The 24,398-nt window shown below is 65.9% G+C and carries 23 protein-coding genes and 1 pseudogene; 15 read left to right on the top strand and 9 right to left on the bottom strand.

From position 1 onward, the window contains the following. Positions 1 to 366: 366 nt before the first annotated feature. Together CAG33_RS25220 and CAG33_RS25215 are read right to left on the bottom strand one after the other, a co-directional pair. Entirely contained in the window at positions 367 to 1,860 is a 1,494-nt protein-coding gene (locus CAG33_RS25220; protein WP_085640943.1) for a CoA-acylating methylmalonate-semialdehyde dehydrogenase, read from the bottom strand. Between the two features lie 75 nt (positions 1,861 to 1,935). Then, positions 1,936 to 3,285 (bottom strand): aspartate aminotransferase family protein, encoded by a 1,350-nt coding sequence (locus CAG33_RS25215; protein WP_085582597.1) that lies wholly within the window; start codon positions 3,283 to 3,285, stop codon positions 1,936 to 1,938. Positions 3,286 to 3,423: 138 nt separating this feature from the next. Between CAG33_RS25215 and CAG33_RS25210 the strand changes: the two genes are divergently transcribed. The 3 genes from CAG33_RS25210 to CAG33_RS25200 all read left to right on the top strand — a co-directional run bounded on the left by CAG33_RS25210 (position 3,424) and on the right by CAG33_RS25200 (position 5,718). Beyond that, positions 3,424 to 4,344, top strand: a complete 921-nt coding sequence (locus CAG33_RS25210) for a LysR family transcriptional regulator (RefSeq protein WP_085582599.1) — start codon at positions 3,424 to 3,426, stop codon at positions 4,342 to 4,344. A 134-nt stretch (positions 4,345 to 4,478) separates the two neighbouring features. Beyond that, positions 4,479 to 5,129 (top strand): TetR/AcrR family transcriptional regulator, encoded by a 651-nt coding sequence (locus CAG33_RS25205; RefSeq protein WP_085634068.1) that lies wholly within the window; start codon positions 4,479 to 4,481, stop codon positions 5,127 to 5,129. A 7-nt stretch (positions 5,130 to 5,136) separates the two neighbouring features. Then, on the top strand, positions 5,137 to 5,718 hold the full coding sequence (locus tag CAG33_RS25200) for a YigZ family protein (protein WP_085634067.1): 582 nt from the start codon (positions 5,137 to 5,139) through the stop codon (positions 5,716 to 5,718). 430 nt (positions 5,719 to 6,148) lie between these two features. On the opposite strand, the gene CAG33_RS25195 is transcribed toward CAG33_RS25200, so the two are convergent. Continuing rightward, the gene (locus tag CAG33_RS25195; protein ID WP_085582954.1) at positions 6,149 to 6,598 is read right to left on the bottom strand and encodes a hypothetical protein; all 450 of its coding nucleotides are present in this window, start codon (positions 6,596 to 6,598) and stop codon (positions 6,149 to 6,151) included. 83 nt (positions 6,599 to 6,681) lie between these two features. Between CAG33_RS25195 and CAG33_RS25190 the strand changes: the two genes are divergently transcribed. From CAG33_RS25190 to CAG33_RS25175, 4 genes are all read left to right on the top strand, one after another. After that, positions 6,682 to 7,038, top strand: a complete 357-nt coding sequence (locus CAG33_RS25190; RefSeq protein ID WP_085582957.1) for a MerR family transcriptional regulator — start codon at positions 6,682 to 6,684, stop codon at positions 7,036 to 7,038. 19 nt (positions 7,039 to 7,057) lie between these two features. Continuing rightward, positions 7,058 to 7,741 (top strand): SDR family oxidoreductase, encoded by a 684-nt coding sequence (locus CAG33_RS25185; RefSeq protein WP_085634066.1) that lies wholly within the window; start codon positions 7,058 to 7,060, stop codon positions 7,739 to 7,741. Positions 7,742 to 7,999: 258 nt separating this feature from the next. Beyond that, complete coding sequence (locus CAG33_RS25180; RefSeq protein ID WP_085582606.1) at positions 8,000 to 9,358, top strand: 8-oxoguanine deaminase; 1,359 nt, start codon at positions 8,000 to 8,002, stop codon at positions 9,356 to 9,358. Positions 9,359 to 9,548: 190 nt separating this feature from the next. Next, positions 9,549 to 10,502 carry an adenosine deaminase gene (locus CAG33_RS25175; RefSeq protein ID WP_085582608.1) on the top strand — a complete coding sequence of 318 codons (954 nt, stop codon included), beginning with the start codon at positions 9,549 to 9,551 and terminating at the stop codon, positions 10,500 to 10,502. Between the two features lie 111 nt (positions 10,503 to 10,613). Here the strand turns inward: CAG33_RS25175 and CAG33_RS25170 are convergent, their stop codons facing one another. Continuing rightward, positions 10,614 to 11,345 (bottom strand): helix-turn-helix transcriptional regulator, encoded by a 732-nt coding sequence (locus CAG33_RS25170; RefSeq protein WP_085640941.1) that lies wholly within the window; start codon positions 11,343 to 11,345, stop codon positions 10,614 to 10,616. 225 nt (positions 11,346 to 11,570) lie between these two features. Further along, positions 11,571 to 12,500, bottom strand: a complete 930-nt coding sequence (locus CAG33_RS25165) for a LysR family transcriptional regulator (protein WP_085582612.1) — start codon at positions 12,498 to 12,500, stop codon at positions 11,571 to 11,573. 117 nt (positions 12,501 to 12,617) lie between these two features. On the opposite strand from CAG33_RS25165, the gene CAG33_RS25160 reads away from it, so the two are divergent. The 3 genes from CAG33_RS25160 (at position 12,618) to CAG33_RS28605 (ending at position 14,263) form a co-directional block, all read left to right on the top strand. Further along, positions 12,618 to 12,911 (top strand): putative quinol monooxygenase, encoded by a 294-nt coding sequence (locus CAG33_RS25160; RefSeq protein ID WP_085582959.1) that lies wholly within the window; start codon positions 12,618 to 12,620, stop codon positions 12,909 to 12,911. 27 nt (positions 12,912 to 12,938) lie between these two features. Further along, on the top strand, positions 12,939 to 13,952 hold the full coding sequence (locus CAG33_RS25155; protein ID WP_085634064.1) for a zinc-binding alcohol dehydrogenase family protein: 1,014 nt from the start codon (positions 12,939 to 12,941) through the stop codon (positions 13,950 to 13,952). Between the two features lie 137 nt (positions 13,953 to 14,089). After that, positions 14,090 to 14,263 carry a hypothetical protein gene (locus tag CAG33_RS28605; RefSeq protein WP_170929978.1) on the top strand — a complete coding sequence of 58 codons (174 nt, stop codon included), beginning with the start codon at positions 14,090 to 14,092 and terminating at the stop codon, positions 14,261 to 14,263. A gap of 10 nt (positions 14,264 to 14,273) precedes the next feature. Here the strand turns inward: CAG33_RS28605 and CAG33_RS25150 are convergent, their stop codons facing one another. Both CAG33_RS25150 and CAG33_RS25145 read right to left on the bottom strand, forming a co-directional pair. After that, a complete protein-coding gene (locus CAG33_RS25150; protein WP_085640939.1) occupies positions 14,274 to 15,482 on the bottom strand; it encodes a multidrug effflux MFS transporter in 1,209 nt (402 codons plus the stop codon). A gap of 104 nt (positions 15,483 to 15,586) precedes the next feature. Continuing rightward, the gene (locus tag CAG33_RS25145; protein WP_085582618.1) at positions 15,587 to 15,784 is read right to left on the bottom strand and encodes a heavy-metal-associated domain-containing protein; all 198 of its coding nucleotides are present in this window, start codon (positions 15,782 to 15,784) and stop codon (positions 15,587 to 15,589) included. Positions 15,785 to 15,934: 150 nt separating this feature from the next. On the opposite strand from CAG33_RS25145, the gene CAG33_RS25140 reads away from it, so the two are divergent. The 3 genes from CAG33_RS25140 (at position 15,935) to cueR (ending at position 19,347) form a co-directional block, all read left to right on the top strand. Next, the gene (locus CAG33_RS25140; RefSeq protein WP_085582620.1) at positions 15,935 to 16,318 is read left to right on the top strand and encodes a hypothetical protein; all 384 of its coding nucleotides are present in this window, start codon (positions 15,935 to 15,937) and stop codon (positions 16,316 to 16,318) included. A gap of 225 nt (positions 16,319 to 16,543) precedes the next feature. Further along, positions 16,544 to 18,937, top strand: a complete 2,394-nt coding sequence (locus CAG33_RS25135; protein WP_085640937.1) for a heavy metal translocating P-type ATPase — start codon at positions 16,544 to 16,546, stop codon at positions 18,935 to 18,937. Next, positions 18,934 to 19,347 carry a Cu(I)-responsive transcriptional regulator gene (gene cueR / locus CAG33_RS25130; protein WP_085582624.1) on the top strand — a complete coding sequence of 138 codons (414 nt, stop codon included), beginning with the start codon at positions 18,934 to 18,936 and terminating at the stop codon, positions 19,345 to 19,347. The genes CAG33_RS25135 and cueR overlap by 4 nt, the downstream gene beginning before the upstream one ends. A gap of 289 nt (positions 19,348 to 19,636) precedes the next feature. Here cueR and CAG33_RS25125 read toward each other — a convergent pair whose 3' ends face one another. Next, complete coding sequence (locus CAG33_RS25125; protein WP_085582626.1) at positions 19,637 to 20,533, bottom strand: PA4780 family RIO1-like protein kinase; 897 nt, start codon at positions 20,531 to 20,533, stop codon at positions 19,637 to 19,639. Positions 20,534 to 20,943: 410 nt separating this feature from the next. On the opposite strand from CAG33_RS25125, the pseudogene CAG33_RS29140 reads away from it, so the two are divergent. Together CAG33_RS29140 and CAG33_RS29135 are read left to right on the top strand one after the other, a co-directional pair. Beyond that, positions 20,944 to 22,032 (top strand): annotated as a pseudogene (locus tag CAG33_RS29140) (cache domain-containing protein); the annotation flags it as partial. A 90-nt stretch (positions 22,033 to 22,122) separates the two neighbouring features. Further along, the gene (locus CAG33_RS29135; RefSeq protein ID WP_371857102.1) at positions 22,123 to 22,890 is read left to right on the top strand and encodes a methyl-accepting chemotaxis protein; all 768 of its coding nucleotides are present in this window, start codon (positions 22,123 to 22,125) and stop codon (positions 22,888 to 22,890) included. Positions 22,891 to 22,965: 75 nt separating this feature from the next. Here the strand turns inward: CAG33_RS29135 and CAG33_RS25115 are convergent, their stop codons facing one another. After that, a complete protein-coding gene (locus CAG33_RS25115; RefSeq protein WP_085640945.1) occupies positions 22,966 to 24,243 on the bottom strand; it encodes an acetyl-CoA C-acetyltransferase in 1,278 nt (425 codons plus the stop codon). Positions 24,244 to 24,398: the final 155 nt, after the last annotated feature.

Raw genomic sequence — 24,398 nt, 5'->3', positions numbered from 1 at the left:
CAACTTCAACCACTTGCGCTTTCGATCTCTCGTCAGCGGGAGGCGAATTCTACAGCGTTGCACGCTGCTGTCAACACCTCTTTTCTCCGCTTTCGACCGGGAGGATCGAAACGCCGAAAGGGCCAAACAGCACCACCCTCTTCGACTCCCTCCGGGCTTCGCTGAACTGAAGCGACCCGCTGCCGAAAACTTCGCAACTCGTTGAATCTCAAGGAGTTTTCCGCTTCGACTGCGCCGGAAGTGGGGCGAATTATAGAGAACTGAAATCTGCCGTCAACACCTTTTTCATATTTCTGTCATATCGGTCAAGGCACCCCGAAAACAAGAAGGCCGACCTCTTCGAGGTCGGCCTTCTTTTCCCTCTATTTACAAGCTAGGGAACGCGAACTGCGAGGCTTCATGGCTCGAACGCTGCGGCCAGCGCTGGGTGATCGCCTTGCGGCGGGTGTAGAAGCGCACGCCGTCCGGGCCGTAGGCATGCAGGTCGCCGAACAGCGAACGTTTCCAGCCGCCGAAGCTGTGATAGGCCACCGGCACCGGCAGCGGCACGTTGACGCCGACCATGCCGACTTCGATCTCGTCGCAGAACAGCCGCGCCGCTTCCCCGTCGCGGGTGAAGATGCAGGTGCCGTTGCCGTATTCGTGATCGTTGATCAGTTGCATGGCTTCTTCCAGGCTGTTCACCCGGACAATGCACAGCACCGGCCCGAAGATCTCTTCTTTATAGATACGCATCTCGGGAGTGACGTTGTCGAACAGGCAGCCGCCGAGGAAGAAGCCTTCTTCGTGCCCCGGTACGCTCAGGCCGCGACCGTCGACCACCAGGGTCGCCCCCGCCGCCACGCCGTCATCGACATAACCGCTGACCTTGTCGCGGGCCTGACCGGTCACCAGCGGCCCCATGTCCAGGCCGCAGGAAGTGCCGGCGCCGATCTTCAGTGCCTTGATCTGCGGCACCAGTTTGGCCACCAGGGCATCCGCCACTTGGTCGCCGACGCACACCGCCACCGAAATCGCCATGCAGCGCTCGCCGCACGAACCGTAAGCCGCGCCCATCAGTGCGCTGACGGCGTTGTCCAGGTCGGCGTCCGGCATCAGCACCGCGTGGTTCTTCGCCCCGCCCAAGGCCTGGACGCGCTTGCCGCGCTTGGTGCCTTCGGCATAGATGTATTCGGCGATCGGGGTCGAACCCACGAAGCTCAGTGCCTTGACTTCCGGCGCCTCGATCAGCGCATCCACGGCCGCTTTGTCGCCATGCACGACACTCAGCACACCTTTGGGCAGGCCCGCTTCCAGCAGCAACTGAGCAATCAGCAGGGTCGAGCTCGGGTCACGCTCGGACGGTTTGAGGATGAAGCAGTTGCCGCAGACGATGGCCAGCGGGTACATCCACAGCGGCACCATGGCCGGGAAGTTGAACGGCGTGATGCCGGCCACCACGCCCAGCGGCTGGAAGTCGGACCAGGCGTCGATGTTCGGGCCGACGTTGCGGCTGTACTCGCCCTTGAGGATTTCCGGGGCGGCACAGGCGAACTCGACGTTCTCGATGCCGCGCTTGAGCTCACCCACGGCGTCTTCCAGGGTCTTGCCGTGCTCTTCGCTGATCAGTTGGGCGATGCGCGATTCGTTCTGCTCCAGCAGTTGCTTGAAGCGGAACATGACCTGGGCGCGCTTGGCCGGCGGCGTGTTGCGCCAGGCCGGGAATGCTGCCTTGGCCGCGTCGATGGCGTGCTGGATGGTTTCGCGGCTGGCCAGCGGCAGCTTGTGGATCGCCTGGCCGGTGGACGGGTTGAACACATCGACCGCGCGACCGTTCTCGGTCACCAGTTCGCCATTGATCAAATGCGGGATAACGCTCATCGGGAACTCCTGAATTTGTCCACAGGCCCCCATGGCCGGGTGCCTGCTATTTGTAGGTCTATATAGAGAGAAGAATCAGTCGAGCTTGTTCAGCACGTCGCCGACCGCGTCGAACAGACGGTCGAGGTCTTGCGGCTTGCTGTTGAAGGTTGGGCCGAACTGCAGGGTGTCGCCGCCGAAGCGCACGTAGAACCCGGCTTTCCACAGCGCCATGCCGGCCTCGAACGGACGCACGATGGCGTCGCCGTCGCGGGCGGCGATCTGGATCGCGCCGGCCAGGCCGTAGTTGCGGATGTCGATGACGTTCTTCGAACCCTTCAGGCCGTGCAGCGCATTCTCGAAGTGCGGCGCGACTTCGGCCACGCTCTGCACCAGGTTTTCCTTCTGCAGCAGGTCGAGGGCCGCGATGCCGGCGGCACAGGCCACTGGGTGCGCCGAGTAGGTGTAGCCGTGGGGGAATTCCACCGCATATTCCGGCGTCGGCTGGTTCATGAAGGTCTGGTAGATCTCGGTGCTCGCGATCACCGCACCCATCGGGATGGCGCCGTTGGTGACTTGCTTGGCGATGCACATCAGATCCGGGGTCACGCCGAACGTGGTGGCGCCGAACATGGTGCCGGTACGGCCGAAACCGGTGATCACTTCGTCGAACACCAACAGGATGCCGTGCTGGTCGCAGATTTCGCGCAGACGCTTGAGGTAACCCTGCGGCGGCACCAGCACGCCGGCGGAACCGGCCAGCGGCTCAACGAAGACCGCCGCGATGTTGGAGGCGTCGTGCAGTTCGATCAGCTTCAGCAGCTCGTCGGCCAGGGCGATGCCGCCCTGCTCCGGCATGCCGCGGGAGAAGGCATTGCTCGCCAGCAGGGTATGCGGCAAGTGGTCGACGTCCATCATCGCCTGACCGAACAGCTTGCGGTTGCCGTTGACGCCGCCCAGGCTGGTGCCGGCGATGTTCACGCCATGGTAGCCACGGGCGCGGCCGATCATTTTGGTCTTGGTCGGCTGGCCTTTCAGGCGCCAGTAGGCGCGCACCATTTTCACCGCAGTGTCGGCGCACTCGGAGCCGGAGTCGGTGAAGAACACGTGGTTCAGGTTGCCCGGGGTCAGCGCGGTGATTTTCTCCGCCAGCTGGAACGACAGTGGGTGGCCGTACTGGAAACCCGGCGAATAGTCGAGGGTGCCCAGCTGCTTGGTGACCGCTTCCTGGATTTCCTTGCGGGTGTGCCCGGCGCCGCAGGTCCACAGGCCGGACAGCGAGTCGTACACCTTGCGGCCCTTGTCGTCGATCAGCCAGCTGCCCTCGGCGCCGACGATCAGGCGCGGATCGCGCTGAAAGTTGCGGTTCGCGGTGTACGGCATCCAGTGCGCGTCCAGCTTCAGTTGGCTGGCCAGTGGCGACGACGCGTTTTCAGGCATGTTCATGGGCAAAACCTCGCAGGGCGATAAGCGGCAGGGAGATGAAAGTCGTTGTTGCAGCTACGTTGCCACGCCGATAAAGTCGGTGAAATTCAACTTTTCTAACCTTCAGTTAGAACACCGCTAAACATTGAGCCTTTGAACATGAGCAGCCGCCGCCCCGATCCGCTGGCCCAGGTCAGCGACTTTGACATTCGCCTGCTGCGCATCTTCCGCAGCGTGGTCGAGTCCGGCGGGTTCTCCGCGGCGGAGACCGTGCTCGGCATCGGCCGCTCGGCGATCAGCCAGCAGATGAGCGACCTTGAGCAGCGCCTCGGCCTGCGCCTGTGCCAACGCGGGCGCGCCGGGTTCTCCCTGACCGAAGAAGGCCGGGAGGTCTATCAATCGGCGCTGCAACTGTTGAGCGCGCTGGAAACCTTCCGCACCGAGGTCAACGGCCTGCACCAACATTTGCGGGGTGAGCTGATCATCGGTCTGACCGACAACCTCGTCACCCTGCCCCACATGCGCATCACCCATGCCCTGGCGCAACTGAAGGAGCGCGGGCCGGACGTGCAGATCCAGATCCGCATGATCGCCCCCAACGAAGTCGAGCAAGGCGTGCTCGACGGTCGCCTGCACGTCGGCGTGGTGCCCCAGGCCAGCGCGCTGTCGGGGCTGGAGTACCAGCCGCTGTACAGTGAACGCTCGTTGCTCTATTGCGCGGTCGGGCATCCGCTGTTCTATGCGGACGACAAGCAACTGGACGACGAGCGCCTCAACAGCCAGGACGCCATCGCCCCGACCTTCCGCTTGCCGGCTGAGATCCAGGCGCACTATCAGGCGCTCAACTGCACCGCCAGCGCTTCGGACCGCGAGGGCATGGCGTTCCTGATCCTCACCGGGCGCTACATCGGTTACCTGCCGGATCACTACGCCAGCCTCTGGGTGCAGCAGGGACGTCTGCGGGCGCTCAAGGCCGGCAGCCGCTTCTATGACCTGAGCCTGGCTTCGGTCACGCGCAAGGGACGGCGGCCGCATCTGGTGCTGGAGAGTTTTCTCGACAGCCTGGCGGCCACGCGCTGAAATCCGTGCGCCCCAGCGCCATCGCCAGCAGGCTGGCGCCTGCACGGGGTTTATCGCACCAGGTCTTGTCTGGGACGTGCGGGTGCGCTATCAACGCCACTGGTTTCCCCAACAAAACCGACCCGGAAGCGCCTATGACCCTTGAAGTCCCAGCCCATGGCGGCAAGCCCGCCAGCCGCATTCGTCAGAAGAACGAAGAGACCATCATCAAAGCCGCCGAAGACGAGTTCGCCCGTCACGGGTACAAAGGCACCAGCATGAACACCATCGCCACCAAGGCCGGGTTGCCCAAGGCGAACCTGCATTACTACTTCACCAACAAGCTGGGGCTGTACGTGGCGGTGCTGAGCAACATCCTCCAACTGTGGGACAGCACCTTCAACACCCTCACCGCCGACGACGATCCGGCCGAAGCGCTGACCCGCTACATCCGCGCCAAGATGGAATTCTCCCGGCGTCAGCCGCAGGCCTCGCGGATCTTCGCCATGGAGGTGATCAGCGGCGGCGAATGCCTGACCGAGTATTTCAACCAGGACTACCGCGCCTGGTTCCAGGGCCGGGCAGCGGTGTTCCAGGCCTGGATCGACGCCGGCAAGATGGATCCGGTGGACCCGGTACACCTGATCTTCCTGCTGTGGGGCAGCACCCAGCATTACGCCGACTTCGCCACACAGATCTGCCGGGTCACCGGCCGCAGCAAACTGACCAAGCAGGACATGGAAGACGCCGGCGACAACCTGATCCGCATCATCCTCAAGGGCTGCGGCCTCACTCCTTCTATATAAGACGCTTATGCCATTCACCCTCAGCGGCCTTTGCGAATTCCGCGAAGAGATTCGCAAAAGCCGTTTCATCACCTTCGCCGCACCGATCGACAGCCCCGCCGAGGCGCAGGCGTTCATCGAACGGCACAGCGACCTGAACGCCTCGCACAATTGCTGGGCCTGGAAACTCGGCGACCAGTACCGCAGCAACGATGACGGCGAACCGGGCGGCACCGCCGGGCGGCCGATCCTGGCGGCCATCGAGGCCCAGGACTGCGACCGGGTCGCGGTGCTGGTGATCCGCTGGTACGGCGGCATTCAGTTGGGCACCGGCGGCCTGGCCCGGGCCTACGGCGGCGGGGCCAACAAGTGCCTGCAGGCAGCGGCGAAAACCGAGCTGGTCAGTCGCGTGCCGCTGCGCTGCGCCTGCGCCTTCGGCGAACTGGCCTTGGTGAAACTGCGGGTGGCGGAACTCGGCGGGCTGGTGGAAGAGGAAAACTTCACCGCCAACGGCGTCGAATTGCGACTGGCCGTCGGTTCGGCGCAGATCGAGGCACTGCAAACGCAACTGGCCGATTTGAGCCGCGGGCGGATCGTGCTCCAGCGCTGAGGCCCGCCGAGGCACCCTGACCGCTTATTCCACACAGTTGCCCACATCGCCTGTGGGCCCGGCTGTGGATAACCTGAGCACATCCCGCTGTAACCCTTCTGTCATGGGGCTTTGCGGGGTTTGTTCACTTTTCGCCCAATTTGCCGATCGAAAAGCAAATTCCACACTAAAACAATCAGTTAGCTCGGTTTATCACCTTTGGAAGAAAGCCGGGCGGCGCTTATGCCCGGCGTTTGCGCTTGCGCACAAATACTGTGGAGCAACCTGTGGATAAGCCGTTCATGGCTGGCGCAGCCGCCGATCCCGCAAGGTTCCCACGGGCTTGATCGTTTTTTGACCAGCCCACGACGCGCAAAACCTGTGCCGGAGCAACGGCCTCGGCGCCAAGTGGCGTCTGCTCATGCAGCCTTTTGGGGTTGAGCGCTCTGCATCAATGGCCGCCGGCCCCTGCCGCAGCGTGGTTCTGACCAGATGGCCAGGAAACCGCTTTATCCACAGGCAGCACCTGGGCGATTCCCCACGCCAGCTCAAACAGCAGGAAGCCCAGCAACAACGCGCTGGCGCCGTGCACCCAGGCGTAGGCTTGCCAGGTCGCGAAGAGAAACCTCGCCACTGCGTCGTACCGACCGTACAGCGGTTGCGGATCACGGATCCGCAGCACCGCCCATACGCACACCACTGAGCCCAACAGGTTCGCCATCAGCAAGTGCTCCGGGGCAAACGCCGGCAGCTCTCCGGGCAGACCCAGTGCCCGGCCCAGCACCGTCAAACCTTCATGCACCCAGGCAAAACTCCACGGTGTGGCAAACGCCGCCGTCACGATCAGGTCATACCAGGCACTGCCGCGCACCAGGCGGCGATACTGCGTTGAAGTCCACATCGTCCATGCTCCGAACATTCAGGGAGCACTCACGCTAAAGCCTGGAGTATGCTCCAAGGTCAAACACTTTCGGGATGTCCCAGATGCGCATCGGTGAGTTAGCCCAGGTCAGCGCCGTCAGCCGCGACACTTTGCGCTTCTACGAGCAGCGCGGGCTGATCGCCGCACAGCGCACGGCCAACGGCTACCGCGACTATCCGCCGGAGACGGTGCAACTGGTGCTCTACATCAAGACCGCCCAGCGCCTGGGATTCACCCTCAACGAAATCGGCGGCAGCGTCGCCGCGCTGTGGCAGGCGCCCGACCCGGACAGCGCCGTCGCGCAACTGCTGCGCGACAAGCTGCAATTGATCGAAACCCGCATCAACGAACTGGGCGCCCTGCGCGCCGAGCTGCAGCAGCGGCTCGGCCAGGCTTGCCCGCTGAACCCACGAGCCTGAACATTCAAGGAAGCCCTTCATGTCCGCAAAAACCGCACTGATCATCGGCGCCTCCCGAGGCCTGGGCCTGGGCCTGGTTAAAACCCTGCTGGCCGACGGCTGGCAAGTCACCGCGACCGTCCGCGATCCGCAGAAGGCCCAGGCGCTGCAAGCGCTGGGCAAGGTGCGCATCGAGAAACTCGACATGGACGACCAGCAAGCCGTGATCGCCCTCAGCCAGCAGCTCAAGGGCGAGACCTTCGATCTGCTGTTCGTCAACGCCGGGGTCAAGGGCCCCGAGGTGCAGACGCCCGGCGGCGCGACGCTGGCGGAGGTCGGCCAGCTGTTCTTCACCAACGCCGTGGCACCGATCAACCTGGCCCAGCGCTTCGTCGGGCAGATCCGCGACGGCAGCGGTGTGCTAGCGTTCATGAGTTCGGTGCTGGGCAGCGTGACCATGCCCGACGCGCCGGAACTGGCCCTCTACAAGGCCAGCAAGGCAGCGCTCAATTCGATGACCAACAGCTTCGTCACCCAGTTGGGCGAGCAGAAGCTCACCGTGCTGTCGCTGCATCCGGGCTGGGTGAAGACCGACATGGGCGGCGAAGGCGCCGACATCGACGTGGACACCAGCACCCGCGGCCTGGTGGATCAGGTGGATGCGTTCGCCGGCAAGGGCGGGCATCATTTCGTCAACTACAAGGGCGAGACCATTCCCTGGTGATCCCCTGCCCGCTCCCACAGGGCTTTTGGGTGGCCGCAGATTCTGCATTCACCCCAAGCTTCCTGTGGGAGCCAGCCTGCTGGCGATGGCGTCAGTGAGGGCAGCGCATTTGCGGGGGCTGTCCGGTCGGAAGCGGCTTGCCCGCGGCACGGTTTTGCCCGACACTGCGCACCTCGCCCCCGCGGCGACCCTGGATCAGCAGACAGGGCAACACTGAGCTGGCAACCCTGAACCCTACTTTCAGAGGAGCCGGCCACCATGCCTGCGACCCGTATCTGGCTACAGAATCCCCTCGCGATCTTCACCGCCAACCACCTCGACGCCCGTGGCGGCCTGGTGCTGCAGGACGGCCTGATCGCCGAAACGCTCGCCGCCGGCCAGCGACCGTCCGCGCCGTGCGATCAAGTGTTCGACGCCCGTGAGCACGTCATCCTGCCGGGCCTGATCAACACCCATCACCACTTCTACCAGACCCTGACCCGCGCCTGGGCGCCGGTGGTCAACCAGCCGCTGTTCCCGTGGCTGAAGACCCTGTACCCGGTGTGGGCGCGCCTGACGCCGGAGAAGCTCGCGCTGGCCACCAAGGTCGCCCTGGCCGAACTGCTGCTGTCGGGCTGCACCACCGCCGCCGATCACCATTACCTGTTCCCGGACGGCCTGGAGAACGCCATCGACGTGCAGGTGCAGAGCGTGCGCGAGCTGGGCATGCGGGCGATGCTCACCCGGGGCTCGATGAGCCTGGGCGAGAAGGACGGCGGCCTGCCGCCGCAGCAGACCGTACAAGAAGGCCAAGTGATTCTGGACGACAGCCAGCGCCTGATCCGCGAGTACCACGAGCGCGGCGACGGTGCGCAGATCCAGATCGCCCTGGCGCCGTGCTCGCCGTTTTCGGTGACCCCGCAAATCATGTCGGCCAGCGCCGAACTCGCCGACAAGCTCGACGTGCGCCTGCACACCCACCTGGCCGAAACCCTCGACGAGGAAGACTTCTGCCTGCAACGGTTCGGCCTGCGCACCGTGGACTACCTGGACAGCGTCGGCTGGCTCGGCCCGCGCACCTGGCTGGCCCACGGCATCCACTTCAACCCCGACGAAATCGCCCGCCTCGGCGCCGCCGGCACCGGCATCTGCCATTGCCCGAGCTCGAACATGCGCCTGGCGTCCGGCATCTGCCCAAGCATCGAACTGACCGCCGCCGGCGCGCCGCTGGGCCTGGGCGTGGACGGTTCGGCGTCCAACGACGCGTCGAACATGATCCTCGAAGCACGCCAGGCCCTGTATATCCAGCGCCTGCGCTACGGCGCCGAAAAGATCACCCCGGAACGGGTGCTGGGCTGGGCGACCAAAGGCTCGGCGAGCCTTCTGGGGCGCACCGACATCGGCGAGCTGGCGGTGGGCAAGCAGGCCGACCTGGCGCTGTTCAAGCTCGATGAACTGCGGTTCTCCGGCAGCCACGACCCGGTGTCGGCGCTGCTGCTGTGCGGCGCGGACCGGGCCGACCGGGTGATGGTCGGCGGCCAGTGGCGGGTCATCGACGGCCAGGTCGAAGGGCTGGACCTCAAGGGCCTGATCGCTGACCACAGCCAGGCGGCCCGGCAACTGATCGCCGGCGCCTGATCCTCGGGCATCCAGGGTGGGAGCGACGGTATTGCTCCTGCCTTGCGGTGCCTCGACCGACGCCATCGCCAGCTGGCTGGCGCCCAGCGTTTTTGTCCGAGCCGCACGATGATCGCCCGGTCAGGTTTTGCCATCTGTTGCGGCGCACATCTGTAGAATGCCCGCCAACCGCACCAGATGAGAAAAGACCATGTACGACTGGCTGAATGCCCTGCCCAAGGCGGAGCTGCACCTGCACCTCGAAGGCTCGCTGGAGCCCGAGCTGCTGTTCGCCCTGGCCGAACGCAACAAGATCGCCCTGCCGTGGAGCGACGTCGACACCCTGCGCAAGGCCTACGCCTTCAACAACCTGCAGGAATTCCTCGACCTGTACTACCAGGGCGCCGACGTGCTGCGCACCTCCCAGGACTTCTACGACCTGACCTGGGCCTACCTGCTGCGCTGCAAGGCACAGAACGTGATCCACACCGAACCGTTCTTCGACCCGCAGACCCACACCGACCGGGGCATCCCGTTCGAGACCGTGCTCAACGGCATCGCCGCCGCCCTGAAGGACGGCGAGCAGCAATTGGGCATCACCAGCGGCCTGATCCTGAGCTTCCTGCGCCACCTGAGCGAAGACGAAGCGCAGAAGACCCTCGACCAGGCGCTGCCGTTTCGCGATGCGTTCGTGGCCGTGGGCCTGGACAGCTCCGAGATGGGCCATCCGCCGAGCAAGTTCCGGCGGGTGTTCGACCGCGCCCGCAGCGAAGGCTTCCTGACCGTCGCCCACGCCGGCGAGGAAGGCCCGCCGGAGTACATCTGGGAAGCCATCGACCTGCTGAAGATCCAGCGCATCGACCACGGCGTGCGCGCCATCGAAGACGAGCGCCTGATGCAGCGCATCATCGACGAGCAGATCCCGCTGACCGTGTGCCCGTTGTCGAACACCAAACTGTGCGTGTTCGACCACATGTCCCAGCACAACATCCTCGACATGCTCGAACGCGGAGTGAAGGTGACGGTGAACTCGGACGACCCGGCGTACTTCGGCGGTTACGTCACCGAGAACTTCCACGCGCTGCACACCCACCTGGGCATGACCCAAGACCAGGCCAAACGCCTGGCGCAGAACAGCCTGGACGCACGGTTGGTAAAACCCTGACGCCGAAACTGCGCAAGCCCGCCTGCCGGCGATGGGGCCATGGCATTCAACCTCTCCGTTGACTGGACATCCGCCATCGCCGGCATTCGGGCTCCCGCACCCGCATCGCCGCTACGCCATCTCCAGCTCGGGCTCGCGGACAAACCGATGGATTTCCCGCTGCCCCGCCGCCGTCAGCTGCAGCGCCCGGGACTCGTTGAGCAGCATCAGCCAGCCCGATTGCATGAACAGCTGGAGCAACGCCGCGCCGAGCGAGCCGCCCATGTGCGGGCGGCGTTCGCTCCAGTCCGGACAGGCGCAGGCCACCTGCACGTTGCGATGGGCCAGGGCCTGGATGAACACGCCCCGGGCCGCCAGTTGCGTGGCCCCCTTGTGGGTGACCGCGACCCGTTGCTCAAGCTGCTCGATCCAGCCGGCATCGAGCAGGCTCTGGTAAAGATCGGCGGCCAGCGTGCCGCCCAGGTGGTCATCGCAAAAGCGCGCGCGCAGCAGCGGCGACGGGGCCGGTCGCGGCCGCAGAATCGGTGCGGTGCCGGTGAGCGCTGGCGGAATGTCCCGGGGGGCGCTGGCGATCGAGGCACTGGCCAGTGCCTCGATCGCGGCCCCGACCTCCGGCGCCGCCAAGCGGAAAAAGCGCTTGCGCCCACGGTTTTCGACCTTCAACAGACCACCGGAGGACAACCGCGTCAGGTGCGCGCTGGCCGAAGACGGCGACAGCCCTGCCAGCAGGGCCAGTTCCTCGGTCTGCCGGGCCGAACCGTCCATCAGCGCCCACATCATCGCGCTGCGCTTGGGATCGGCCAGCAACGCGGCGATCTGGCTGATGCAAGGTGCATGTTCCATGTATTCACTCCCTGTTGAATCGATTCGACTACTGCCCGCGGGCATCTTGACCGGTCAAGGACCGACGGCCAAGGCGCGCCGGCGGCCGTGCAGCGGACCGCTCGCGCAAACGCCCGGGCAGGCACGAGGCGAGCGCTAGTATAAGCGCGATGGTCGCCGCGTCCCGCGCCGGGACGGGCTTGAGTGGTGATTGATCCTGAGGGAAATTTCTCTATTTGCATGCGACTAATGATCAACCGCGCGCAAAGCGGGAAACCGGCTACCCACTTCCGCGCATCGGCTGGCGAGCATCGCCCGCAAAAGGTTCACCGGCTTACTCAACTGAGCGCGATGGGCGCACAGCAGATTCAGCGGAGCCCGCTCACACAGCAGCTCAGGCAGCAGCACCCGCAGGCGCCCGGCCTCGACATCCGCCGCTACATCCAGCCAGGACTTGTAGGCGATGCCCGCCCCCGCCACCGCCCACAGGCGCACCACGTCGGCATCGTCGCTGAAGCGGTCGCCGCTGACGGTCAACCCGACCTCGCGCTTGCCGTCGTGAAAGGTCCAGTGGTCGTGGACCCGGCCGCCGAGCATGTACAGCAGGCAATTGTGCTGCGCCAACTGCTCCAGCTGGCGCGGCTCCCCGCACCGTTTCAGGTAGGCCGGCGCTGCGCACAGCACGCGGCGGTTGTCGGGCGCGACGGGCAGCGCCACCAGGCTGGAGTCTTCCGGCTCACCGTAGCGCAGGGCGATGTCCACCGGTTGCCGGAACAGGTCGGCGATGCGGTCGCCCAGCAACAGGCGCACGGTGAGCCTGGGGTGTTCGCGCTGGAACTCGTCGAGCCACGGCAACAGCAGGTTGCGACCGAAGTCCGAGGGCGCGGACAGCTGCAAGACACCGCTGACCTGATCCTGCCCGCTGGCCAGCAAACGCCGGCCTTCATCCAGGCTGCCCAGCGCCGCCCGGGCGTATTCGAGAAACCCCTCGCCCTCGGCGGTCAGGCGCAGGCTGCGGGTGGAGCGCGCCAGCAGACGCGCGCCCAACTGACGTTCGATGCGCTTGAGCGCCGCGCTGGCCACCGCGGCGGACATGTCCATCACCCGCGCCGCCGCCGACAGGCTGCCCAGGTCCGCCGCCCGCACAAACAGCTGCAAGTCATCGAAACGCAGCATCCCGACCTCGATTATCAAAAAACCATTGAAAGAGACTGTTCTTTTAGCCGGTTTTATCGCGCACCGAAATAGCCAATGATCCACCCCATCGAACACATCACGCTTGCGGAGCCGAACATGTCCCAACCCTTCACCGCCATCGCCACCCTGATCGCCAAACCCGGCCGGCAAGAGGCCCTCGAACAGCACCTGCGCGCCCTCATCGCACCGACCCGTGCCGAGGCCGGCTGCAGCCAGTACGACCTGCACCAGGACCTGGCCAACCCGCTGGCCTTCTACATGATCGAACGCTGGGCCAGCGACGAAGCCCTCCAGGCCCACGACGCCAGCGCCCACATCCAGCATTTCCGGGCGCAGGCCGGCGAGTTCCTCGAACACTTCGAACTCAAGCGCCTGCGCGCCATCGCCTGATCCCTTTCCCTTTTCCCGGAGTCCCTCATGAAAGCCATCGCCTATTACGCGTCCCTGCCGATCAGCGACGAGAAATCCCTGCAAGACATCGAACTGCCGGAACCGGTCCCCGGCCCCCGCGACCTGCTGGTGGAAGTCAAAGCCATCTCGGTCAACCCGGTGGACACCAAGGTCCGCCAGAACGTGGCGCCGGAAGGCGGCGCGGCGAAAGTGCTGGGCTGGGACGTGGCCGGCACGGTCAAGGCGGTCGGCAGCGAGGTGACGCTGTTCAAGGCCGGCGACAAGGTGTTCTACGCCGGCTCCATCGCCCGGGCCGGGGGCAACAGCGAGCTGCATGTGGTGGATGAGCGGATCGTCGGCCACATGCCCAAGTCCCTGGGGTTTGCCGAAGCCGCCGCCTTGCCGCTGACGGCCATCACCGCCTGGGAACTGCTGTTCGAACGCCTGCAGATCCGCGAAGGCGCGCAAGACGAAGGCCAGAGCCTGCTGATCGTCGGCGCGGCCGGCGGCGTCGGCTCGATCCTGACCCAACTGGCCAGCCGCCTGACCGGCCTGACGGTGATCGGCACCGCTTCCCGCCCGCAGACCCGCGACTGGGTGAGCGCACTGGGCGCCGACCACGTGATCGACCACAGCCAGCCGCTGAGCGAAGCACTCAAACGCGCCGGCATCGGCCACGTGACCCATGTCGCCAGCCTGACCCAGACCGACCAGCATCTGGACCAACTGGTCGAGGCCCTGGCGCCGCAAGGCAAACTGGCGCTGATCGATGACCCCAAGTCGCTGGACGTGACCAAGCTCAAGCGCAAGAGCCTGTCGCTGCACTGGGAGTTCATGTACACCCGCTCGCTGTTCGAGACCGCCGACATGCTCGAACAGCACAAGCTGCTCAACCGCGTAGCCGGGCTGATTGACGACGGCACCCTGAAGACCACGGTCGGCGAGCACTTCGGCCGCATCACCGCCGCCAACCTGCGCCGCGCCCACGCGCTGCTGGAAAGCGGCAAGGCCAAGGGCAAGATCGTGCTGGAAGGCTTCTGATCCGCAGGGCTGACGGTGCCGTCCGACGGCGGGCGGCACCGTCAGTCCGAGAATTGACCCTTGTCACAAATGCGATCGCATTCGGGTCTACAATCGAGACCTCTGCGATGCAATCTTTTACGTACGGGAGGTCAGCAATGAAGATCCTGATAAAAGAAGTGGCAAAGTCCCAGTGGCAAGTCCGTCTTGACCAGCACGCCGTGACCTTCCGCAGCGAGGCCGAAGCCTTGGCCTTCACCCGCACCCTCGAAGCGCGCCTTCACGCGCCCCACCGGATCCCCGACCCCGGCCAGCAACGCGCCGCCGGCTGACCCAAGCGCCTCAGGCCTCGGCCTGCGCCAGCGCCAGCGCCAACGCACGGGCATTCTGCAAACGACGGGTGAACACCGCCGCGCTCACCACCAGCAGTCCGCACAGGCTGATGACCATGGCCATCGGCATCGCGCTGCCGTCGTGCAGCACGCCGACCAGCGCCGCCGCCCCGGACGCCACGCTGAACTGCAGGAAACCGAGCATCGCCGACGCGCTGCCGGCCCGGGCGCCCTGGCCGTTCATCGCACAGGCCGACGCATTCGGCAGGATGCAGCCCAGGCTGGCGATGCAGATGAACAGCGGAATCAGCAGCGGCCACAGCGCAGCGGTATGCAGCGCACTGACCGCCAGCAGCGTCAGCCCGGCCGTCAGGTACACCCAGACCGCACGCGCCAGCAGGAACGCCGGGCCGCGCTTGGCCAGCAGCCGCGCATTGACCTGCGCCACCAGAATGAACCCCGCCGCGTTGGCGCCGAAGAACCAGCCGAAATGCTCGGCCGGGACGCCGTAGAGTTTGATCAGCACGAACGGTGAACCGGCGATGTAGGAAAACATCCCGGCGATGGCGATGCCGCCGGTCAGGGCGTGGCCGAGATAGATCGGATCCTTGATCAGCCGTCCGTACTGGCGCAGCGCGCCGGACAACGGTTGACGCGGCACATGGGCCGGCAGACTTTCCGGCAGGCCCAGCGCCACCGCCACTCCGGCCAGCGCGCTGAAGCCGGTCAGCGCCAGGAAGATCGACTGCCATCCCGTGGTGTTGACCAGCAGGCCGCCGAGCATCGGCGCCAGGATCGGCGCCAGCCCCATCACCAGCATCAGTTGCGAAAAGACCTTGGCCGCGCCCACCGCGTCGCACTTGTCGCTGACCACCGCCCGGGAGATCACCATCCCCGCGCAGCCGCCGAGCGCCTGCACGAACCGCGCGCCGATCAGCCACTCCAGGCTCGGCGCATAGGCGCACGCCAGGGAGGCGACGGTGAACAGGCCGATGCCGGTGAGCAGCGGAATGCGCCGGCCGAAACGGTCAGCCACCGGGCCGTACAGCAACTGGCCGAAAGACAGCCCGAGGAAATACGCCGCCAACGTCAGCTGAACGTGTTTCTCATCGGTGCCGAACGCCTGCGCCATGGACGGGAAGGCCGGCAGATAGAAGTCGATCGCCAGCGGGCCGAAGGCGCTCAAGGCGCCGAGAATCAGAATTGTACGCAGGTTCATCAGGCATCCAGGTCGGGCAAGGTGTCGGGCATGGGACAAGCCCGACAGTCTAGCCGCGCCGGGACGCCTCGGACAGTCCGGTAGCTCGCTATCTATCGAACCGGTCAGGCAACCTTGACGGCGTAGCCTTCCTCGCTGATGGCGGCGATCACTTGTTCGGCGCTCAGCGCACTCTCGACACCCACTTCCCTGGCCGCCAGATCGACCCGCACGCTGGCGGCGGGATCCTTGCTCTGCACCGCCTGGGTGATGGCCCGGACGCAGTGACCGCAGGACATGCCTTCTACCGTGAACACTTGCATGGAACGACTCCTTTTCGAGTGAGGTTGCCGGCAGTCTCAGGCTTGCCACCATGGCAAGGTCAAGTTCTGCGAACAACTGCCGGGCTGGCAATCGACGCTTCAGTCGGCCAAGCTGCGTGCATCAATGACTCGATTTCAGGAGATTCAGCCATGCGCTGGTCAGTTTTCAGCCTGTTTGGCTTCCTCAGTCTCTTTGCCGCGATCCCTTCGGCGCACGCCGCCGCCGAGGATTACGGGGTGCTGATCATTTCCCGCGAGCGCCTGGAAGTCTCGACCCCCTGCGAGATCGGCATCTACATCCAGGATCAACTGTCGGCGCGGCTGTTCCAGGAACAGAGCACCTCGTTCAACCTGCCGCCGGGCACCGTGTCGCTGCGCCTGAAACTGCTGCCGGGGCAAATGCCGGGCTGCAATCCGGGCATGCTGGCGCCGGGTTCCCAGGACATCACGCTCAAGGCCGGCGACGTGCAGAAATACCGGATCGCCATGACCCGCGACGGCATGTACCTCAAGCGCACCGGGCTGGGCTACTGAGCCTTGATTCCTGCTTTGCGGTGTCTGGGCGGGCGCCATCGCCAGCAGGCCGGCTCCCACAGGGAATCTCGCCTGACACCGCGGAACACTTGTGGGAGCCAGCCTGCTGACGATAGGCCCCCCAAGTGCACCGCCCTCCCCTGCGACAACCTGGCGATTGGCGCTTGACCTTGCCCGCATGGCAAGGTTGATCCTTGTAGGCATCCACTACAGGGAGTACGACCGATGTCCGAATCCATCACCTTCGACCTGCCCATCGCGGGCATGACCTGCGCCAGCTGCGCCGGTCGGGTCGAGCGGGCCTTGAGCAAGGTCAGCGGCGCCAGCGCCGTGAGCGTCAACCTCGCCACCGAGCAGGCCCGCGTGCAGGCGCCCGGCGACAGTCTGCCGGCGCTGATCGACGCCGTGGCGCACGCCGGCTACAGCGTGCCGCAGCAGACGCTGGAACTGAGCATCGACGGCATGACCTGCGCCTCCTGCGTCGGCCGGGTCGAACGCGCCTTGGCCAAAGTCGCCGGGGTGAAGCACGTCAGCGTCAACCTCGCCAACGAACGGGCCCACCTGGAACTGCTCGGCGCCGTCGACCCGCAGCGCCTGATCGCCGCCGTGAGCAAGGCCGGCTATTCGGCCAGCGTCTTCGAGCTTGAGCAGCCCGGCGCCGACACCCAAGAACAACGCCTGAACCATGAGCGCTGGGCGCTGTTCTGCGCCATCGCCCTGGCCTTGCCGCTGGTGCTGCCGATGCTGCTGCAACCGTTCGGCGTGCACTGGATGCTGCCGGCCTGGGCGCAGTTCGCCCTCGCCACGCCGGTGCAGTTCATCTTCGGCGCACGGTTCTACAAGGCGGCCTGGAAAGCCGTCCGCGCCGGGGCCGGCAACATGGACTTGCTGGTGGCCCTGGGCACCAGCGCCGGTTATGGCCTGAGCGTGTACGAATGGGCCACCGCCGCCGGGCGCATGCCGCACCTGTACTTCGAAGCGTCGGCGGTGGTGATCGCCCTGGTGCTGCTGGGCAAATACCTGGAAAGCCGCGCCAAGCGCCAGACCGCCAGCGCCATCCGTGCGCTGGAGGCGCTGCGGCCCGAGCGTGCCGTCCAGGTCGTCGAAGGCCGCGAACAGGACGTGGCCATCAGCGCCTTGCGCCTTGACGACATCGTGCTGGTCAAACCCGGCGAACGTTTCCCGGTGGACGGCGAAGTGCTCGAAGGCCAGAGCCATGCCGACGAAGCGCTGATCAGCGGCGAAAGCCTGCCGGTGCCCAAGCGGCCGGGGGACACGGTCACCGGCGGCGCCATCAACGGCGAAGGCCGCTTGCTGGTGCGCACCACCGCGCTCGGTGCCGAAAGTGTGCTGGCCCGCATCATCCGGCTGGTGGAGGACGCCCAGGCGGCCAAGGCGCCGATCCAGAAACTGGTGGATAAAGTCAGCCAAGTGTTCGTGCCCACCGTGCTGGTGCTGGCGCTGGCCACACTGGTCGGCTGGTGGCTGTACGGCGCACCGCTGGAGACGGCGCTGATCAACGCCGTCGCCGTGCTGGTGATCGCCTGCCCGTGCGCCCTCGGCCTGGCCACGCCCACCGCGATCATGGCCGGCACCGGCGTGGCGGCGCGCCACGGGATCCTGATCAAGGACGCCGAGGCGCTGGAGCGCGCCCATGAGGTCAACGCCGTAGTCTTCGACAAGACCGGCACCCTGACATCCGGCACCCCGCGCATCGCCCACTTCAGCGCACGGGACGGCGACGAAGACACCCTGCTGAAACAGGCCGGCGCCTTGCAGCGCGGCAGCGAACACCCGTTGGCCAAAGCGGTGCTGGACGCCTGCGCCGAACGCCGGCTGAGCGTGCCGGACGTCAGCGACAGCCAGTCCCTGACCGGCCGCGGCATCGCCGGCCACCTCGACGGGCGGCGCCTGGCCCTGGGCAACCGCCGGCTGCTGGAGGAGAGCGGACTGGGCGCCGGCACGCTGGCCGACGCCGCCAGAGCCTGGGAGGCCGAAGGCCGTACCCTGTCGTGGCTGATCGAGCAAGGCCCCGAACCCCGCGTGCTCGGCCTGTTCGCCTTCGGCGACACCCTCAAGCCCGGCGCCCTGCCCGCCGTGCAGCGCCTGGCCGCTGAAGGCATCCACAGCCACCTGCTGACCGGCGACAACCGCGGCAGCGCACGGGCGGTCGCCGAGGCGCTGGGCATCGACAGCGTGCACGCCGAAGTGCTGCCGGCGGACAAGGCCGCCACGGTCGCCGAGCTGAAGAAATCCGGCGTGGTGGCGATGGTCGGCGACGGCATCAACGACGCCCCGGCCCTGGCCGCCGCGGACATCGGCATCGCCATGGGCGGCGGCACCGACGTGGCCATGCATGCGGCCGGCATCACCCTGATGCGCGGCGACCCGCGCCTGGTGCCGGCGGCCCTGCAGATCAGCCGCAAGACCTACGCCAAGATCCGCCAGAACCTGTTCTGGGCCTTCGTCTACAACCTGATCGGCATCCCGCTGGCGGCGTTCGGCCTGCTCAACCCGGTGCTGGCCGGTGCGGCGATGGCGCTGTCCAGCGTCAGCGTGGTGAGCAATGCGCTACTGTTGAAGACCTGGCAACCCGAGGATCCGGAGGACAACCGATGAACATCGGCCAAGCGGCCCGCCACAGTGGCCTGAGCGCGAAGATGATCCGCTACTACGAGTCGATCGGCCTGCTCCAGGCGGCCCACCGCACCGACAGCGGCTATCGGATCTACGGCGACGGCGACCTGCACACCCTGGCGTTCATCAAGCGCTCGCGCGACCTGGGCTTTTCCCTGGAGGAGGTCGGCAAGCTGCTGACCCTATGGCAAGACCGCCAGCGCGCCAGCGCCGACGTGAAGGCCCTGGCCCGCCAGCACATCGACGAGCTGAACCAGAAAATCCGCGAACTGGGCGAACTGCGCGACACCCTGCAGGACCTGGTGGAGCACTGTCACGGTGACCACCGCCCGGACTGCCCGATCCTCAAGGAACTGGCCTCGGGGTGCTGCGCGCAGCCGGTCCGCGCTTGAGATCCATCGCCAGCAGGCTGGCTCCCACACTGGCATCGTGATTCACGCCAATCACTGTGGGAGCTGGCTTGCCAGCGATGGGGCCAGAACATTCAACATTGGGAGAGGCTGTCAGGCCGCTATCGCTGGCAAGCCAGCTCCCACAGGTACTGCGAATCCACTCAGGATCGGCGCTCATCCCAAACCATTGCGGGAGATTGACTGCAAGCGACAGGGCCGGCACAGCCAAATCTCGGTTGGCTGTCTGGCAGCTATCGCCAGCAGGATTTCAGTGTCCGGAGTCACTCGCTCACTGCATCCACGGCGGCGTCGGCGGCTCGTCGGACTTGCCCGGGGGCGCATCCTCCGCTTCACGCAGGGCCCGGCGGCGTTCCTCCTCGCGGCGGGCGGCTTCGATCTCGCGCATCACCCCACCGACATCCGCCAGCTCTTCGGAGTCGGCGAACTCACCGGTCAACACGCTGCCCGGATGCAAGGTGCCGGCCTCGTAGAGCGCCCACATTTCCTTGGCGTAGCGGGTCTTCTTCAGCTCCGGGGCGAACCGGCCGAAGTACGACGCCATGTTGCCGACGTCCCGCTCCAGCATGCTGAAGGCGTGGTTGTTGCCCGCCGCGTCCACCGCCTGCGGCAGGTCGATGATGACCGGCCCGCTCGGCGCCAGCAGCACGTTGAACTCCGACAGGTCGCCGTGCACCAGCCCGGCACACAGCATCAGCACGATCTGCGAGATCAGGAACGCGTGGTACTCACGGGCCTGGTCCGGCTCCAGCACCACGTCGTTGAGCCGCGGGGCCGCGTCGCCGTGCTCGTCGGCCACCAGTTCCATCAGCAGCACGCCCTCCAGGAAGTCGTACGGCTTGGGCACCCGCACGCCGGCGTTGGCCAGGCGGAACAGCGCCGCGACCTCGGCGTTCTGCCAGGCGTCCTCGGCCTCCTTGCGCCCGAACTTCGAGCCCTTGGCCATCGCCCGGGCCTGCCGGCTGTTGCGCACCTTGCGGCCTTCCTGGTACTCGGCCGCCTGACGGAAACTGCGTTTGTTCGCCTCCTTGTAGACCTTGGCGCAACGTAACTGATTGCCGCAGCGCACCACATAAACAGCTGCTTCTTTACCGCTCATGAGCGGGCGCAGCACTTCGTCGACCAGACCGTCTTCGATCAGGGGTTCAATGCGTTTTGGAGTCTTCATCAGCTTTTATTGTGGGTCCTTTATAACCAAACACGCGAATGTCACTCGTTATACGGCAATCCTCGCGTCACGGGGAGGGGTTGCCGACCTGTGAACCTGCGATGCACACACTGTGCCGGAACGTGGCGAATCATAGCCGAGCCTGAGCGGACTGTTATCGGCGGATCCCGAAGGCATTTGCGACAGAATCTGACACAGGGAGCCGCCGCCCGAAGGATTTTTCCGCGCGGCCCTCAACTTCCCTCTCCGCCAGCCGAAGTCCTCAGAGACAGAGGATTTTGTCCGACAATCGTTCCCCGAAAAAGAACGAAGCCGCCCCGAAGGATCCGGACGCTGCACAACGTTTTTCGGCTGCCAATAACCGCGAGTCATCTGCACTGCGTGGGCTAACAAGAAAATCTGGAGCGCGGATGAACATCAAACAGAAGTTGACTTGGGCGTTTGCGATCATCGCCTGCTTGCCGGTGGTGCTGGTCGCCACCCTGGTGGTACTGAACCTGCGCAGCGATGCCCGGGACGAATTCGTCGACGGCAGCGGACGCGAGATCCGCCAGGTCAGCAACGCCATGCAGCTGTTCTTCGACGGCATCAGCCAGAACGTCGACTACCTGGCGACGCAACCGCTGATCAAGAACACCGACGACAGCCTCAAGACCTACATGAGCGCCAACGCCGAGAGCGTCCCCCAGGGCGAGATGGACAAAAAGGTGTTCGCCTTCCTGCAGGACCTGGGCAATAGCCACCCGGCCTACGCCTATGCCATCGTCGGCACGGCGGCCGGCGGCTACGTGTCGTGGCCCGACGACCCCAAGCTGAACAACTACGACCCGCGCCAGCGCCCCTGGTACAAGGCCGCCCAGGCCAAGCCGGGCAAGCCGCTGCGCACCGCCGCCTACTACTGGGCGCAGGACGACGCGACCTACGTCAGCACCGTGCGCACCATCGACAACAAGCTGGGCGCCAACGGCGGCGTGGTCAGCATCGACGTGACGCTCAAGCAGCTCACCGAGATCGTCAAACAGATCAAGCTCGGCGAAACCGGCTACCTGATGCTGCTGGAGAACAGCGGCACGGTGCTGGTGGATCCGAAGCGCCCGGAACACAACTTCAAGGCCCTCGACAGCCTCGGCGACGGCTATGCGCAACTGGCCAAGGCCGGCAAGGGACTGGTGGAAGTCGAGCTGGACGGCGAACGCTACATGGCCAACGTCTGGCCGTCGGAGCAACTGGGCTGGACATTCGTCGGCCTGATCAAGCGCAGCGACGTGATGAGTTCCGCCACCCAGCTGACCTGGCTGATCGCAATCATCGCCGCGGTGCTGGCGGTGGTGTTCGCGGTGGTCGGCGCCAGTTTCGCCAGCCTGATCGTGCGGCCGATCCGCAGCGTGGCCAGCGGCCTGGAAGGCATCGCCCAGGGCGAAGGCGACCTGACCAAGAACCTCGACATCCGCGGCAGCGACGAAACCGCGCAACTGGCCAACTGGTTCAACCAGTTCCTCACCGCGATCCGCAGCCTGATCCAGCACATCGGCGGCGCGGCGGGGAAAATCCTCGCCACCTCGCAGAGCTCCACCCGGGTCTCCGGCGACATGGCCGAAGCCGCCGGGCGCCAGCGCGAAGCGGTGGACATGGTGTCCACGGCGTTCCACGAAATGGTCGCCACCGCCAACGAAGTCGCCCGCTCGTGCAGCCAGGCCGCCGAGTCCGCCGACAGCGGCCAGCGCCAGGCGCGCCACGGCCAGCAGCAGATCGACGCGGCGGTGAACAGCGTCGACCAGTTGAGCCAGGAGCTGGAGCAGTCGGCCCAGTCGATGCAGCAGCTGGAGCGCGACAGCAACGACATCCAGTCGATCCTCGGCACCATCCGCTCCATCGCCGAACAGACCAACCTGCTGGCGCTCAACGCCGCCATCGAGGCGGCCCGGGCCGGCGAGCAGGGCCGCGGCTTCGCGGTGGTGGCCGATGAGGTGCGGGCGCTGGCCAAGCGCACGGCGGACTCGACGGCGGAAATCGACGGGCTGTTGGGCAACCTCGCCCGCCGCACCAGCGAAGTCACCCAGCAGATGCGCGCCAGCCTCGACGTGTCGCAGCAGTCGGTGGCGCGCATCGGCGAAGCGCGGGAAAGCTTCGGCCAGATCCGCGAATCGGTGGACGTGATCCGCGACATGAACACCCAGATCGCCACGGCCGCCGAAGAGCAGCACCAGGTGGCCGAAGACATCAACCGCCACATCAGCCAGATCCATGGCGATGCGCAACTGGTGGCGGAACTGGCGAACTCGGCGCGGCTGGACTCCCAGAGCCTGGCGGGGCTGTCGAACGAGCTGGACGGGTTGGTCAGACGCTTCCGCACCTGACGTTTTCTGCGGCGCCTTCACTGGCGCCATCGCCAGCAGGCTGGCGATGGCGGCCGAGAGGCCGCCGACAGTCCCTCAGCGTTCGAGGATGGCAGTGACGCCCTGCCCACCCGCCGCACAGATCGAGATCAGGCCGCGCCCCTGGCCCGCCGCGTCCAGCAGCTTGGCCAGGTTGGCCACGATTCGCCCGCCGGTCGCGGCGAACGGATGCCCGGCCGCCAGCGAACTGCCCTTGACGTTCAGCCGGCTGCGGTCGATGGCGCCCAGCGGCGCGTCGAGCCCCAGACGGGTCTTGCAGTAGTCCGCATCCTCCCAGGCCTTCAAGGTGCACAGCACCTGGGCGGCGAACGCTTCGTGGATCTCGTAGTAGTCGAAGTCCTGCAGGGTCAGGCCGTTGCGCGCCAGCAGACGCGGCACCGCGTAGACCGGCGCCATCAGCAGCCCCTCGGCGCCGTTGACGAAATCCACCGCCGCCGCTTCGCCGTCCCGCAGGTACGCCAGCACCGGCAGCCCCCGCGCCTGCGCCCATTGCTCGCTGCCCAGCAGCACCACCGAGGCGCCATCGGTCAGCGGCGTGGAGTTGCCGGCGGTCAGCGTACCCTTGGCGCTTTTCTCGAAGGCAGGCTTGAGGGTCGCGAGTTTTTCCAGGGTCAGGTCCGGGCGCAGGTTGTTGTCGCGGGTGAGGCCCAAAAACGGCGTGGTCAGGTCGTTGTGCCAGCCTTCGCTGTAGGACGCCGCCAGTTTGTGGTGACTGTCCAGCGCCAGCAGGTCCTGGTCTTCGCGGGAGATGTTCCAGGTCTGCGCCATCAGCTCGCAGTGCTCGCCCATCGAAAGGCCGGTGCGCGGCTCGCCGTTGCGCGGAAACTCCGGGATCAAGTGCCGGGGACGCAATTGCAGAAAAGTCTTGAGCTTGTCGCCCGTGGTCTTGGCCCGGTTGGCTTGCAGCAGGATCTTGCGCAGGCCTTCGCTGACGCTGATGGGGGCGTCCGACGTGGTGTCGACGCCGCCAGCCACGCCGCACTCGATCTGGCCGAGGGCGATCTTGTTGGCCACCAGCAGCGCCGCCTCAAGGCCGGTGCCGCAGGCCTGCTGGATGTCGTAGGCGGGCGTGGCCGGCGACAGCCGCGAGCCGAGCACGCATTCGCGGGTCAGGTTCATGTCCCGCGACAGCTTCAGCACCGCCCCCGCCGCCACTTCGCCCAGGCGCAGGCCGTGCAGGCCGTAGCGTTCGATCAGGCCTTCGAGCGCAGCGGTGAGCATCGCCTGGTTGCTGGCGGTGGCGTAGGGCCCGTTGGAGCGGGCGAACGGTATCCGGTTGCCGCCGATGATCGCGACGCGGCGCAGCTGAGTCATGAAAAGCTCCTTGTTGGATTGCAAACCTAAGCAAGTTCCTGGGGCATGGCTGTCTTGATCCAAACCCTGCGGCGCCCGATCCGCATTTCTGCGCAAGACCTGCTAAACCTCAGTGTTCAAGCGTAGGCCCTATTGCACGGACCGAACGATTGTTT

The sequence above is a fragment of the Pseudomonas sp. B3(2017) genome (assembly GCF_002113595.1).
GTDB classification, from domain to species: domain Bacteria; phylum Pseudomonadota; class Gammaproteobacteria; order Pseudomonadales; family Pseudomonadaceae; genus Aquipseudomonas; species Aquipseudomonas ekonensis.
The sequence above is the reverse complement of the archived record's forward strand: the minus strand, read 5'-3'. Positions and strand labels throughout refer to the sequence as shown.